We start from the raw sequence: 14167 nt of genomic DNA, 5'->3' as shown, positions 1-14167 counted from the left end.
ATTTTCGTATAAACTAAGTGGACGACACGATAGGAGGGGTAATTTTGTTGCGAACTATCTTCTGGATCGTCCTTATTATCATCATTCTATTACTGTTACTCCGCCTTGATTACAGTCTCGGAAGAAAAAGTCACTTAAAAAAACAAGTGGACGATGAGTACCCATTGCGTAACAGTGATATATCCCTTTATGCCACAGGGGAAACACTCTTTTCAGACCTTTTTACAGACATTCAACATGCGACCGAACATATCCATGTCGAGTTTTATATTTTGAAGGACGATGACATCAGCAAGGATTTTGTTTCCCTTTTAAAGAAAAAAGCGGAGCAAGGTGTCGAGGTACGTTTACTTCTTGATTGGGTTGGTGCACACAGTGTCACGAAGGAAATGGAAAAAGACCTGACCCGCTCAGGCGTTTCATTTGCCTATAGCAACAAACCAAACTTTCCCTATTTATTTTATAAACTTAATGAACGTAACCACCGGAAGATTACCGTCATTGATGGAAAAACGGGATATATTGGCGGCTTCAATATCGGAAAGGAGTATCTCGGTGAGGACCCGAAATTTGGGTTTTGGCGCGATTACCACTTGAGGGTAACCGGTGAAGGAGTCGCAGACCTGCAGACACAGTTTTTGGAGGATTGGTATCATGCAACAAAAGAAACCGTCCAAAACCGCAACGCATATTTTCCACCGCTTCATAAAGGAAAGTCCCAGACGAGGTTTATTGCAACCAACGGGGCATATCTTGAGGATGATTATGTCGGTATGATTAAGCAGGCTGAAAAAGAAATTATTATTGGATCTCCCTACTTTGTACTGAGCGATCAACTCAAGCAGGAATTGATTGCCGCTACGAAACGTAATGTGAAGATTCGGGTACTTTTGCCAAAAAAACCGGACCATCCTTTTGTAAAAGAAGCTGCCATTCCATATTTAGACGAACTATCAAAGATCGGCATTCAGTTCAATATGTATACAAGAGGTTTTTACCACGCAAAGGTGATTTGTATCGACGACAAGCTATGTGACATCGGCACCGCCAATTTTGATAAACGAAGTCTTTATTCGAATTATGAAATCAATTGTTATATACACGACAAAGCAGTCATTCAAGAAATTAAAAAGGTTGTGGAAGAGGACTTTACAACATCAAATAAGCTTACACGTGACCGAATTAATGAGCTGAAAGCAGAGAAAAAGTTCAAAATTAAAATTGCGACCTGGATTTCGCACTTTTTGTAATGGATAGCGCGGGATACTGCCACTATTTTAGATTTACTGCCACTGTCAGAAAAATACTGCCACTATTCCGGATTTACTGCCATTATCCGAAGAATACCACCACTAAACCGAAATTAGGCACCCGAAGCACGGGTGCCTTTCATTTTGGTCCAAATTGAAAAAGCGGCGCTATCCATTGAAATAATTTAAATCCTAAATAAATCCCGATAATTCCAGTAACCCCTGCAAGCGCCGGTGGTGCTGGAATCGGGAGTTTTAATAAAGCAAATAAAAAACCGACAATTAGACCTGAAACAAGTGCCAAGATAACTTCCTTCATGAATGGAATCCTCCCCTTTTCCCTCATTATTCCCAGCAAAAAGGCCCTCTACTCAAAGTAGGGGCCTCAGGCAAAAAGATTACATTTTCTCTGGTGCAGATACACCGATTAATTTTAATGAATTCTGTAACGTAATTTGAACAGCCTTCATTAACGCAAGACGTGCTTTTGTTTTTTCCAAATTGTCTTGGTCAAGCACTTTCTCCGCATTGTAGAAGCTATGAAGTGCCGCTGCTAGTTCATTGACATAATTTGTGATGCGATGTGGAATTCGCTTTTCAGCTGCTTCTGTTACAGCTGCTGGGAACTCACCAAGCTTTTTCAAGAGATCAATTTCTTTTTCAGAATTGATATGTTCAAGCGCATAATTTCCGTCTAGGGAGATATTCATTTCATCTCCAGAGCGAAGCATGCTGCAAATACGAGCATGAGCATACTGTGCATAATACACAGGATTCTCATTTGATTGGGATACTGCTAAATCTAGGTCAAAATCAAGATGTGTATCAGAGCTTCTCATCGCAAAGAAGTAACGAACAGCGTCTAAGCCAACTTCTTCAGTTAGTTCACGCATCGTAACAGCTTTTCCTGTACGCTTACTCATCTTCATTTTTTCGCCATTTTTAAAGAGGTGAACGAGCTGAATGATTTCAACCTCAAGTGTGTCCTTATCATAGCCTAACGCTTGAATCGCAGCCTTCATACGTGGGATATAGCCATGGTGGTCGGCACCCCATACATTGATTAATTTTTCGAAGCCACGCTCAAGCTTGTCCTGATGGTAGGCGATGTCCGGTGTTAAATACGTATAAGAGCCGTCATTTTTAATTAAAACACGGTCTTTGTCATCGCCAAATGTTGTGGAACGGAACCATGTCGCGCCATCCTCTTCATAAATATGACCTGCTTCACGCAGCGCATTTAGAGCACGGTCAATTTTTCCGTTATGGTAAAGAGAAGTCTCAGAATACCATACATCAAAACGCACGCGATACTCTTCTAAATCCTTTTGAAGCTTCTCCATCTCATATTTCAAACCATATTCACGGAAAAAGTCGAAGCGTTCTTTTTCATCCATATGGACATATTTATCGCCAAATTCTTCGGCAAGTCGCTTTCCGATTCCCACGATATCTTGGCCATGATAGCCGTCCTCCGGCATTTCAGCATCCTTGCCAAGTGCTTGCATATAACGCGCCTCAACAGACTTCGCTAAATTATTAATTTGGTTACCAGCATCATTGATGTAATATTCGCGGGACACATCATAGCCCGCTTTTTGTAAAATATTACTTAACGAATCACCCACCGCTGCTCCACGAGCATGTCCAAGGTGCAGGTCACCTGTTGGGTTTGCTGAAACAAACTCCACCTGAACCTTTTGCTTATTGCCTACTGATGTCTCACCGTACGCCTCACCAGCTGTTAAAATGGTCGGAATTAAGTCCGTTAAATAGGAATTGTTCATATAAAAGTTAATAAAGCCTGGTCCTGCGATTTCAATTTTTTCAATCGATGCTTTTGATTTGTCGAAGTTTGCAACGATGTCTTCGGCAATCATACGAGGTGCCTTTTTCGCCACACGTGCAAGCTGCATTGCCATGTTTGTCGCATAGTCTCCGTGCGCCTTATCCTTTGGAAGTTCTAACACAACTTCAGGAATTTGTTCTTCTGTAGCTAGCCCAGCCTTTAAAACTGCGTCTTTAACTTCCTCTTTCAACCGTTCTTTTACTTGATCAACAACATTCATCTAGTTTCGCTCCTTAAATGTTATGGTAATTTTATGTAATCCAGACTTTTCACCGTGAAGTGAAAGTTCATATGCTAAAAACAACATCCCTTTTCGAGAGTTTTTGTACCACTTGTATTCGATATTATTCGTCTTAGCTGTGAGGTTAAATGTTCCGATCTGATTTTGAAAAGAGCCGTTTGTGGTTTCATTCTTTCGGTATACTTGCCTCATTTTCACCTGTCCGGAACGAAGGATGAGAACCTCTTTTTCCGAGATTTTGATGACTGTTTTAACCGTCCCTGTTTCTTGCTTTTCATCAAACTGCAAGTATGTATTGTTGCCCTTTATGTAGTATTGACCATTTGCGTCAAAAGCAACGTTTTCTTTCCGCTTGCCGTCTCTAATTTCGGTTACAAATTTGAGGTCAATAGGTACTCCTGCTTGACTCATTTTTACACATCCCTATAAGTCATTAACTTTACTAGTATACGGCATTTTATGAGGGGATTTCAAATTAAAATAGAAAACTCGGCGGATGCCGAGTAAGGGGTGAGTTTTATGAAGGTATTATTGTTTGGTGACTTTAACGTTCATGAAGATATTAACAGCAAAAAGGATAATTGCGAGGGTTGTAACCGTACCACCGACCGCAATGGCCGGTTCGACCGCTGGGTTGCCGAGTAATAACATCGTGAGTCCGATCATCATCACCGGTAATCCAATGTTATGAAGCCAAAAATGGATCTTTCCAAGCTTTGATTCTCCAGCTTGTGGGAATAAATAATAGACAATTCCTGCAAGCCCCATAGATGCCCAACCAAGTAAGTTAATATGAACATGAACTCCTGTTAGGGTGTACGAGTGTGACATTGACATACCCATCCCGATTAGAACACCAATCACAAAATATACAGCCGCCATCTTTAAAAAGCGAATCCCAACCATTTGAAACTCCTCCTTTTTTAAGTAAACATCTAGTTCAAATGTAGTATATTCACTTAACCAAAAAGAATTGTCATAATTGTTAAAATATATTTCGCGCAGGGTTTTAGTCACGCAAAAGAAAAACGGACAAGCTTAAGGTCGCTTGCCCGTTTCATCTTTAATGTAATACTTTGTAACCAAGTTTTTCAATGGTGTCTGCTATTTGATCTTTTGAAACCTGGTCAGAATTAAATGTTGCCTTCACCTTACTTGAGTTAAATAATACTTTTGCTTCTTCTACACCATCCATTTTTCCAACTTTTGTTTCGATCTTTTTAATACATGATGGACAAGTAAGTGGTTCTAATTGTAGTTTAATGGTTTCCATGTTAATCTCTCCTTTTTTCTTTTTCTATTAGGCTCATTTCTAAAAGATTGTTGCTTTTAAAACATAGGGTGATTTCTGCTTCTGGTACTCGCTTTCCGCGGGCGATCCGCAAGCCTCCTCGCTTCACTGCGGGGTCTCGCTTGGCTCGCTATTCCCGCAGGAGTCTCGTACCATCCGCTGAAATAACAGGAGGTTTAATAATTACTATTTCCTCGCACAAACATATCCAAAAACAACAATGTTTACGAAAACGACCTTCTATTATTATTTTAAAATGATTTTTCATGACCTTCTTTGACCTAGGTCAAATTTAGGCAGTTGCTATTCGCAAGCCATGATCTTTCTTCATTGTTTTGCGGTTGAAGCCCATTAACCTCATTGCATTCAGGATTACAAGCAGGACACTTGCTTCATGAATGAACATTCCAGATGCTAGGTGAACGGTTCCCATAAGTACCCCCGTTAAGAGTACAAAGGCGATGCCGACTGCAAAAAATGTGTTTTGCTTCATATTCCGAATGGTTGCCTTTGATAATGAATAAGCGTGTGAGAATTGCATGAGCTTATCTGCCATTAATACAACGTCTGCCGTCTCCATCGAAATATCTGTGCCGCCTTCCCCCATTGCAAGCCCGATATCCGCAGTTGCGATTGCTGGAGCATCGTTGATCCCGTCTCCTGCCATTGCTACAACATGACCTGCTGCTTTTAGTTTTTTCACGTATTCTACTTTATCCTCAGGGAGCAACTCTGCATGGAATTCATCCAAGCCTAAGGTAGTCGCGACAAGCTCTGCTGTGTGTTTGTTATCACCCGTCAGCATGACGATTTTCTTAATGCCATTTTTTCGCATTTGGGCAAGTGCTCTTTGCGCATCTTCCCGAATTTGGTCGGCGATTGAGAAAATACCTGCGATTTTGCCATCAACACTAGCAAAGATTGCGGTGTTTCCAGCTTTTTCTCGTTCGATCGCATAAGCCCCGACAGTTTCCGGAACTTCGATACCTTCTGCATCCATCAGTTTACGATTTCCTATCACGAGTACATGGCCAGCTACTCTTGCTCGGATTCCATTTCCCTTAATGACTTCACCTTCTACTGGTTCATTCTCTAAAGCTAGTTTTCTCGCCTTTGCTTCTTTTACAATTGTTTGACCTAAATGGTGCTCAGAAATGGTTTCTGCTTGGGCAACGAGCTGTAATATTTCATTTGTTTCAAAGTTTCCGAAATTCTTAATATCTGTTACTTCTGGTTTCCCTTTCGTCAATGTTCCCGTTTTATCGAAAACGAGGGTGTCTACTTTAGAGAATGTATCCATGACTTCTCCACCTTTAACCAAGACACCGTTTTTCGCTCCATTCCCGATTCCAGCAACGTTCGATACCGGAGCTCCAATCACAAGTGCACCTGGACAGGCAATGACAAGGAACGTAATCGCGATATGGATATCTCGAGTGAATAGATAGACAAGTACGGATAATACAACGACAGCCGGTGTATAGACATTCGCAAACTTATTTAGGAATTTTTCGGTTTTTGTTTTAGATTCCTGTGCTTCTTCCACTAGTTCGATGATTTTGGCAAAAGTCGTATCGTCTCCCACTTTTTCTGCAATTAACTCAATATAGCCATTGTCGACGATGGTACCACTGAATACCTTGTCTTCTATTTTCTTTGTAGCTGGTACAGATTCACCAGTAACCGCTGCTTCATTTAAAGAAGCTTGACCTGAAACGATTCTGCCATCCACCGGAACCTTCCCACCAGAGCGGATAATGACACGGTCGCCAACAAGAACCTCTTCAACTGGGATTGTGATTTGGCTGCCCTCTCGGATAACAACTGCTTCTTGTGGCGCCATTTCTACTAAATCCTTTAGTGAAGAACGTGTTTTCTCCAATGTGCGTGCTTCTAAATAATCACCGAATAAAAAGAGAAAGGTAACGACTGCCGACTCGACAAATTCACCGATGAATAATGCACCAATTACAGCAATCATGACGAGCAGTTCAATACTGAATGCCTTCATTCTTAATGCTTGAAAGGCTTTTATGAAGATTGGGATTCCTGCGATGACTGTCACAAGGATAAGCGACGTTGATTTTAACAACTCATATCCTGTTATGTGAAAAATCAATGCAAGAACAAGCAGTGCTCCCGAAATGGCTGTTATTTTCGTTTTTTGTTTATTTATCCAATTGATCATTTTTGATTTTCTCCCCTTTCCTTCTATATCTTTATAATAAAGGGGAGTCAGGCTAAAATATTTGACCCCCGTCAAAATTAGAAGAACTCCCCATTTGAGGAGTTCTTATCAGCAAAAAAGGTCATGAACTCCTATTTGGAATCCATGACCTTTTTGTTTATTTATTTTTCGGGATCCACCCTAAAATCATCTCACGAATTAACTTACTTGCGGTATTCGCGGTTTGTTCAGAAGCATCATAAATTGGCGCAACCTCCACCAAGTCTGACCCAACCACTCGAATATCGGATTTTGCAATCTCGTGAATGGCACCTAATAATTCCTTCGACGTAATTCCGCCAGCATCCACCGTACCTGTTCCAGGCGCGTGTGCAGGATCCAGTACATCAATATCAATCGTTACATATACAGGACGCCCCGCTAGCTTTGGCAGAACTTTTTTTAACGGCTCTAGTACTTCAAATTTTGAAATATGCATGCCGTTTTCTTTCGCCCATTGGAACTCTTCCTTCATCCCTGAACGAATTCCGAATGAAAAAACATTTTCCGGTCCAATCAATTCTGCAATTTTACGAATCGGCGTTGAATGAGAAAGTGCCTCCCCCTCATAATTCTCACGCAAATCAGTGTGAGCATCCATATGGATAATTGCAAGGTCTGGGTATTTTTTATAAACAGCCTTCATTACTGGCCACGATACGAGATGCTCGCCACCCATGCCAAGTGGATACTTTCCGGCAGCTAGTACCTGGTCCACAAAATCCTCAATCATATCAAGGCTGCGCTGTGGATTTCCGAATGGTAATGGAATATCGCCGGCATCATAATATTTCACTTCATCCAGCTCTTTATCAAGGTATGGACTATATTCCTCAAGTCCAATTGATACCTCGCGAATTCGCCCTGGGCCAAAACGTGAACCCGGACGATAGCTTACTGTCCAGTCCATTGGCATGCCATAAATGACGGCTTCGCTCTCCTCAAAATTAGGATGGCTTTTGATAAATACATTTCCAGAATAAGCTTCATCAAATCTCATCAAAAAATCCCCCACTTATTTCGTTAAGTCAGCAACAAATTTAGGCAATACAAACGCTGCTTTATGGATTTCTTTTGTATAGTATTTTGTCTCGATCTCATGGAAGCGGTCGTCGTTTACTTCCAATGGATCGTATTTCTTCGAACCGATTGTGAATGTCCATAGACCACTTGGGTATGTTGGGATATTCGCAAGATAAAGACGTGTGATTGGGAAGATTTCCTTCACATCACGCTGTACGTTACGGATTAAGTCTGGTGTGAACCAAGGGTTATCCGTTTGCGCAACAAATACGCCGTCTTCTTTTAATGCCTTTGAAATTCCTGCATAAAAACCTTTTGTGAACAGATTTACCGCTGGACCTACAGGCTCAGTAGAATCCACCATAATGACGTCATACTCATTTTCACTGTTGGCAATATGCATGAAACCGTCATCCACTTTTACATCCACACGTGGGTCTTCAAGCTTACCAGCAATTTCAGGAAGAAATTTCTTTGAGTACTCAATTACTTTTCCATCAATATCAACTAATGTCGCCTTTTTCACACTTGGGTGCTTTAACACTTCACGGATTACGCCACCGTCTCCGCCACCAACGACAAGGACATTCTCAGGATTCGGGTGAGTAAATAGAGGTACATGCGCTACCATCTCGTGGTAAACAAACTCGTCCACTTGAGTGGTCATCACCATGCCATCAAGAACAAGCATGTTGCCGAATTCCTCAGTTTCGATCATATCGAGCTTTTGAAACTCCGTTTGTTCTGTATGTAAGGTTTGTTTAATTTTTGCTGTGATCCCAAAGCTTTTTGTTTGTTTCTCCGTAAACCATAATTCCATGTTTATAACATCCTTTCGATTGAAAAATTAAGGGATTTATATCCTGTTTTCCTAGAAAATCTTGTTTGATTAACATCTCAGACTGTCTTGAAAACGCTTGTCAGGCAAGTATTTAAAGTCATGCGAGCGTTTGTCAACAGTCTGAGGGATTCTATCCCTTTATCGTTCCCTATTCCTTCAAAAAAATTGATGTTTTTGCCTAATCTTGCTAAAGGCAAAAGTTGATGGATTGCCTTGGCATGTACCTTAGTCCCGTACTTCCGCTGTCTAGCTGCAGCGACTAGAAACTCGAGAAACTTCAACTCCTCCTACAGAAGCAAAATGCGCTTCTTTGTCGGAGTCTCCGACGCACAGGAAGTGCTAGTGCCGACTTCGCCACAGGACGTGGCGTCTTAGTCGGCCAGTTTTCTCGTTTCTGACCAAGTCGCCTCCGCTTTTCTATCTCAACTGAAAAAAGTATAGATGAAACTAGCGAAAATGCAAGAAAATTTTTCATCTTTTAGCAAATAAATGTTTAGAAAGGGGGATTTTTTTTCATACTGATTGATATATGCCTAAGAAAAAGAGAAAAAAGAGAGAGGTGAACCCTGGTGGAGCTTATTACAAATGATCGGTTAAAAATTGCGATAAAGATTTTGCGTGCTTGTCTTTTTATTGGCTTAATTGGTTGTGCCCTTGTAACGGTGGGTATTTTGGGCGTGCTTTCCTATGCAAAAACCCAGGGAGCACCTCCACTTGCGGTTCCTTTATCGACCTTGTTCTATGCGGAGGATGGAACATTAATTGGGGAAGAACGCCATCATGGTGAAACCCGCTATTGGGTGTCGCTCGATGATATGTCAGAGGCTGTCATTGACGCAACGGTTTCGATTGAGGACCGGAACTTTTTTGACCATAATGGTTTTGATTACAAGCGGATTGGTGGAGCGGTCCTTGCTGACATTAAAGCAATGGCAAAAGTACAAGGTGCGAGTACGATTACCCAGCAATACGCCAGAAACCTTTTTTTAGAACATGAAAAAACATGGAATCGAAAACTCACCGAAGCCCTTTATACGATTCGACTTGAGCAAAATTATTCTAAGAAAGAGATTTTAGAAGGGTATTTAAATACGATCTATTATGGACACGGTGTCTATGGTATTGAAGCAGCAGCAAATTACTACTTTGGAAAAAGGGCCAGTGAACTGTCACTCGCTGAAGCATCCATGCTTGCAGGAATACCGAAAGGTCCCACACATTACTCACCTTTAGTAAATGAAGAAAAGGCAAAGCAGCGCCAGAATGTTGTTCTTCATTCTATGGTTGGGAATGGTGTCATTTCAAAAAAGACAGCTGAACAAGCACATACAGAAGAACTCATTTTTACTGGAAGTAAGGTTGTCGGACGTGAAGACATTGCACCTTATTTTCAGGATGTAGTAAAAGAAGAGCTGCACTCTAAATTAAAACTTGACCAAGACACGATTGAAACGGGCGGCTTACGTGTCTACACGACACTCGACCCAGACCTTCAAGAAATTGCGGAGGATAGAGTCGTAAATTTTGTAAAAGAAGAATCCGGGATTCAACTTGGATTTGTTGCGATGGACCCGAAGAATGGTGAAGTGCGAGCGTTAATTGGCGGGCGTGATTACGAGGAGAGCCCTTTTAACCGGGCCATACAGGCAAAACGTCAACCCGGTTCAACCTTTAAGCCCATATTATATTACGCTGCACTGGAGAAAGGTTACACGCCGTCCACCCAAATTCGTAGTGAACTCACGACATTTTCGTATGATGATAATCGATCAACCTATACACCGCGAAATTATAAAAATTACTATGCGAATGACTCGATTACGTTAGCACAGGCAATTGCCTTGTCCGATAATGTATACGCCGTAAAAACGCATCTTTTCCTTGGTGATGGTGAACTAGTCGACACCGCGAAAAAGGTGGGAATCAAAAGCAAACTTAAGGATGTCCCTTCACTTGCGTTAGGGACTTCTGGGGTAAGTGTACTTGAAATGGTCAATGCGTACGCCACATTTGACAATGGTGGTTCACTCCATAAGCCCATTTTTATCACGAGAGTTGAAAATTACAAAGGTGAAGTCATCTATGAAAATAATTCAAAACCAAAAAAGGTGCTTGATGAAGATCTCGCGTTTGTGACGACACAGCTCATGACAGGGATGTTTGATGAAAAATTAAACGATTATACGGCTGTAACGGGAACGACGATTAGCGATAAGCTGACCCGATTTTACGCTGGAAAGTCTGGTTCAACAGAAACGGATAGCTGGATGATTGGATATTCGCCACAGCTTGTCGCCGGCATTTGGACTGGATACGACAATAATGAACCACTTACGATTGTCGAAGAAAGCCAATATGCAAAAAATATTTGGGCCGGGTTCATGGAGGAAGCCCATCAGGATATTGCACCCAAGCCATTCAAACCGACAGAAGGTGTTGTTGGGGTATATGTAAATCCAGATACTGGCTTGCTTCCAACAAAGGATTGCCCTGTTTCAAGGCTGACTTATTATAAAAAAGGAACCGAACCAACAGAGTATTGTTCAAAGAATGTGGAAGATGTGAAAAAGGAAAAACCGAAGAAAAAGAAAGAAAAAGAAAAGAAAGGCTTCTTTAAACGGATGTTTGATTGGTTTTAATGGTGGGACATAGGGACAGGTCCCTTGTCCCACGAGAGATATGCGAAAAAAATTTGATATAAGCAAAAAGTGAAACCCCCAGGATGTGTAGGTCCTGGGGGTTTCTGTGTCCTAGTTTCAATGTGTGTACATTGTAAATTTAGTGTACTTTATTTTATTAAAAAAGCTCAAGCTAAAGTACGTTTGTTCACCAAAATGTCACAATTAGAAGGGTCTTATTCGACCTTTAATCCCTCTTTTAACTCGTCACTTGAGTTTTCCCAAATTTCTTTGTTGTGGTTGATTAAGAAGTCCACTAATAGCTTTTTGGATTTATCGTCCATAAAATCAACCATGATGTGGCGTTTTAATGATTTATCCATTTTGTTCACATGCTCTGGTAACGATTTGTAGCCACGGCGAATTGAGCGGTCAACTGTCATTTCACAAGCTGTGACCCCCGCGTAATAAGGACCCTCTTCCCTTCGGTCAATCGTTACCCAAACCAACCAAAATGGCTTTCCATTTGGTACGTCTTCTTTATTCGGAAGAAATTTAATCCCTTTTTCAACGACACTTCTAGCATGCATTGCGCCGACGTCCACGAAAACATCTTCATTTTCTATATCAATGAATACAGGTGAAATATTTTCAAGGCTTAGTGCCCCAATCCCATATCCTTTGTGCCCATCTGTTGGATCATTTTTAATGATATTAAAAGCAACCTTTTTCTTATTTTGATCCACCATACATCCACCTTTCTCCTTTTAGTAAGTGTTCAAAAAGGAGGATAAAAAGGACCACGCCGGCTATAAGCGCCACGTCCTGTGGCGTAGCCGGCACTAGCACATCCTGTGCGTCGAAAGTTCGAGGCGGCGTAGCTTTGAGTAGCGGAACGTATGCATTTAATACGTGAGCAACGGAAAAGCAAGCCAACGAGCTTCCGCAGGAAGTGGTGACTTCGACGTTTGACACAGGACGTGTCAGTACTTAGTCGAAGTTCCTCTACAGACGTGTCATTTTTACCGGACTTTTTGAACATCCTCTTTTACTCGTTATCAACCATTTTATCATATGAGTGACTTATTTTATAATTGCAGGATTGGTCTGAAAATCGCAACCAAAATACCCGTGATGGCGTAAACTCCTTTATAAAGAAACGGAAACAAAAATCGATCGCCAAGTGGTGTAATGACAAGCACAAGAAATAAAACAATTCCGAGGCCTTCATACTGTGTCAATCTAGGGCGAATCCGTGCTGGTACAAGGTCTTCAATGATACGGTACCCATCAAGTGGCGGGAACGGCAATAGATTAAAAATGAAAAGCACAATGTTTAGGCGTACAAAAAGGTTAAAGAACGTTTCAAAACCTTCTCCTACTGCTTCTGGAATGGCAGCAAACACCCCTACTCGAATAAGGACGATGTAAATGAGTAAAGCTAGAGCTGCAACAACAAGATTACTTAATGGACCTGCTAGCGAGACTAGAATTCCAGCAAGCCGTGGCTTTTTAAAATAAAATCGATTTACAGGGACAGGACGTGCCCAACCAAATCCTGCTAAAAAAATAAGGATCGTTCCAAATGGATCTAAATGAGCAATGGGGTTTAACGTTAATCTCCCCTGCTTTTTTGCCGTATCATCGCCAAACTTGTATGCGACATAGGCATGTGCGAATTCATGCACTGTAAAAGCAACTAAAAGTGAGATGACCACATACGGAATCAAGTTTAAGTCATAATGTAAATATCTGCTTAATTGTTCCACTAAATTTCCCCTTCTTCTAGAAAAGTAATTATTTTCAGTATACAATACTCTTAAAGCATTATAAAACATAGATTGGAGAGATTCATTGTGCCATACGTAACAGTTAAAATGCTAGAAGGACGCACTGAAGAACAAAAAAAGGCGCTCGTTGAAAAAATAACTGCAGCTGTAACTGAAACGACAGGAGCCTCTGTCGATAAAGTTGTTGTTTTCATTGAGGAAATGACTAAAAATCACTACGCAGTAGCCGGCAAACGTTTAAGCGACCAAGAATAGAAAGTGTGAAACCCGTGGTGAGCGAACCACGGGTTTCACTTTTACAAAAAATTATGTTCAATTAACAACACCAGTTATATATAATACAGAATAAGAATTATCTATTAAAAGCCAAGGGGATGCATAAAGTGGAGAACTTTTATCTGTTTGTCTTTATGTGTGTGTTGCTTATTATTTTACCTGGTCCTGATACTGCCATTGCTACGAAAAACACTCTCACTGTTGGAAGAGTTGGGGGGCTTAAAACCGCTTTAGGAACTTGTTGCGCTCTTCTTATCCATACTTCTGCAGCTGTATTCGGATTATCAGCGATCATTGTGAAGTCGGCTTTATTATTTTCTGTCTTCAAATACGTTGGGGCTATCTATTTGATTTACCTAGGGGTTAAAACATTATGGGCTTTGCGGAAAAAGGAAGTAGCTGCAAGCGTGGAGATGAACACAGCAAGCCAGTTTGAAAACAAATCTTGTTTTAAACAAGGATTTTTAACCAATCTCTTAAATCCTAAAGTCGCTGTCTTTTTCTTAACTTTTTTACCTCAATTCGTGGACACTGGGAGCAATACCTTTTTACCGTTTCTTATCATGGGGTTCACCTATACGGTATTGACTGCCATTTGGTTTTTCCTTTATGTCTATTTACTCAACCAGATTAGTACGTTCATGAAAAAACCGAAAACCCAAAATATGATTGAGGGAATCACAGGTGCTATCCTAATTGGTTTTGGTATCAAACTAGCTTTAGAAAAGGCCCATCATTAAAATTGCAAAAAGGAGGATTGT

Annotated in this window: 14 protein-coding genes; 4 read left to right on the top strand and 10 right to left on the bottom strand. The window is 41.0% G+C overall.

All coding sequences use genetic code 11. The annotated features are described in order from the left end of the window. Positions 1-44 precede the first annotated feature (44 nt). Entirely contained in the window at positions 45-1250 is a 1206-nt protein-coding gene (cls, locus tag DZB84_RS09225; protein ID WP_116351966.1) for a cardiolipin synthase, read from the top strand. Between the two features lie 139 nt (positions 1251-1389). Here the strand turns inward: cls and DZB84_RS09220 are convergent, their stop codons facing one another. From DZB84_RS09220 to speE, 8 genes are all read right to left on the bottom strand, one after another. Then, positions 1390-1569, bottom strand: a complete 180-nt coding sequence (locus DZB84_RS09220) for a XapX domain-containing protein (protein ID WP_116351965.1) — start codon at positions 1567-1569, stop codon at positions 1390-1392. A 79-nt stretch (positions 1570-1648) separates the two neighbouring features. After that, positions 1649-3319, bottom strand: a complete 1671-nt coding sequence (gene argS / locus DZB84_RS09215) for an arginine--tRNA ligase (protein ID WP_116351964.1) — start codon at positions 3317-3319, stop codon at positions 1649-1651. Further along, positions 3320-3751, bottom strand: coding sequence for a YwiB family protein (locus DZB84_RS09210; RefSeq protein ID WP_116351963.1), 432 nt, complete (start codon positions 3749-3751; stop codon positions 3320-3322). Between the two features lie 117 nt (positions 3752-3868). Beyond that, positions 3869-4246, bottom strand: a complete 378-nt coding sequence (locus DZB84_RS09205) for a cbb3-type cytochrome c oxidase subunit I (RefSeq protein ID WP_116351962.1) — start codon at positions 4244-4246, stop codon at positions 3869-3871. 157 nt (positions 4247-4403) lie between these two features. Next, positions 4404-4613 carry a heavy-metal-associated domain-containing protein gene (locus DZB84_RS09200; RefSeq protein ID WP_116351961.1) on the bottom strand — a complete coding sequence of 70 codons (210 nt, stop codon included), beginning with the start codon at positions 4611-4613 and terminating at the stop codon, positions 4404-4406. A gap of 310 nt (positions 4614-4923) precedes the next feature. After that, positions 4924-6819 (bottom strand): heavy metal translocating P-type ATPase, encoded by a 1896-nt coding sequence (locus DZB84_RS09195; protein ID WP_116351960.1) that lies wholly within the window; start codon positions 6817-6819, stop codon positions 4924-4926. Positions 6820-6976: 157 nt separating this feature from the next. Next, on the bottom strand, positions 6977-7858 hold the full coding sequence (gene speB / locus DZB84_RS09190) for an agmatinase (protein WP_116351959.1): 882 nt from the start codon (positions 7856-7858) through the stop codon (positions 6977-6979). Between the two features lie 15 nt (positions 7859-7873). Further along, positions 7874-8701, bottom strand: coding sequence for a spermidine synthase (gene speE / locus DZB84_RS09185; RefSeq protein ID WP_116351958.1), 828 nt, complete (start codon positions 8699-8701; stop codon positions 7874-7876). A 590-nt stretch (positions 8702-9291) separates the two neighbouring features. Between speE and DZB84_RS09175 the strand changes: the two genes are divergently transcribed. Beyond that, positions 9292-11361 (top strand): transglycosylase domain-containing protein, encoded by a 2070-nt coding sequence (locus tag DZB84_RS09175; RefSeq protein WP_116351956.1) that lies wholly within the window; start codon positions 9292-9294, stop codon positions 11359-11361. Between the two features lie 215 nt (positions 11362-11576). Here DZB84_RS09175 and DZB84_RS09170 read toward each other — a convergent pair whose 3' ends face one another. Both DZB84_RS09170 and DZB84_RS09160 read right to left on the bottom strand, forming a co-directional pair. Continuing rightward, entirely contained in the window at positions 11577-12089 is a 513-nt protein-coding gene (locus tag DZB84_RS09170; protein ID WP_116351955.1) for a YwhD family protein, read from the bottom strand. A gap of 339 nt (positions 12090-12428) precedes the next feature. Continuing rightward, complete coding sequence (locus tag DZB84_RS09160) at positions 12429-13109, bottom strand: site-2 protease family protein (protein ID WP_116351953.1); 681 nt, start codon at positions 13107-13109, stop codon at positions 12429-12431. Between the two features lie 87 nt (positions 13110-13196). Here DZB84_RS09160 and DZB84_RS09155 point away from each other — a divergent pair, with 87 nt between their 5' ends. Further along, positions 13197-13385: a 2-hydroxymuconate tautomerase gene (locus tag DZB84_RS09155; RefSeq protein WP_116351952.1), complete on the top strand. Its 189-nt coding sequence runs from the start codon at positions 13197-13199 to the stop codon at positions 13383-13385. Positions 13386-13513: 128 nt separating this feature from the next. Further along, positions 13514-14146: a LysE family translocator gene (locus DZB84_RS09150; protein ID WP_116351951.1), complete on the top strand. Its 633-nt coding sequence runs from the start codon at positions 13514-13516 to the stop codon at positions 14144-14146. Positions 14147-14167: the final 21 nt, after the last annotated feature.

This window comes from Bacillus sp. HNG (genome assembly GCF_003400205.1).
Lineage (GTDB): Bacteria > Bacillota > Bacilli > Bacillales > Bacillaceae_L > Ferdinandcohnia.
The sequence above is the reverse complement of the archived record's forward strand: the minus strand, read 5'-3'. Positions and strand labels throughout refer to the sequence as shown.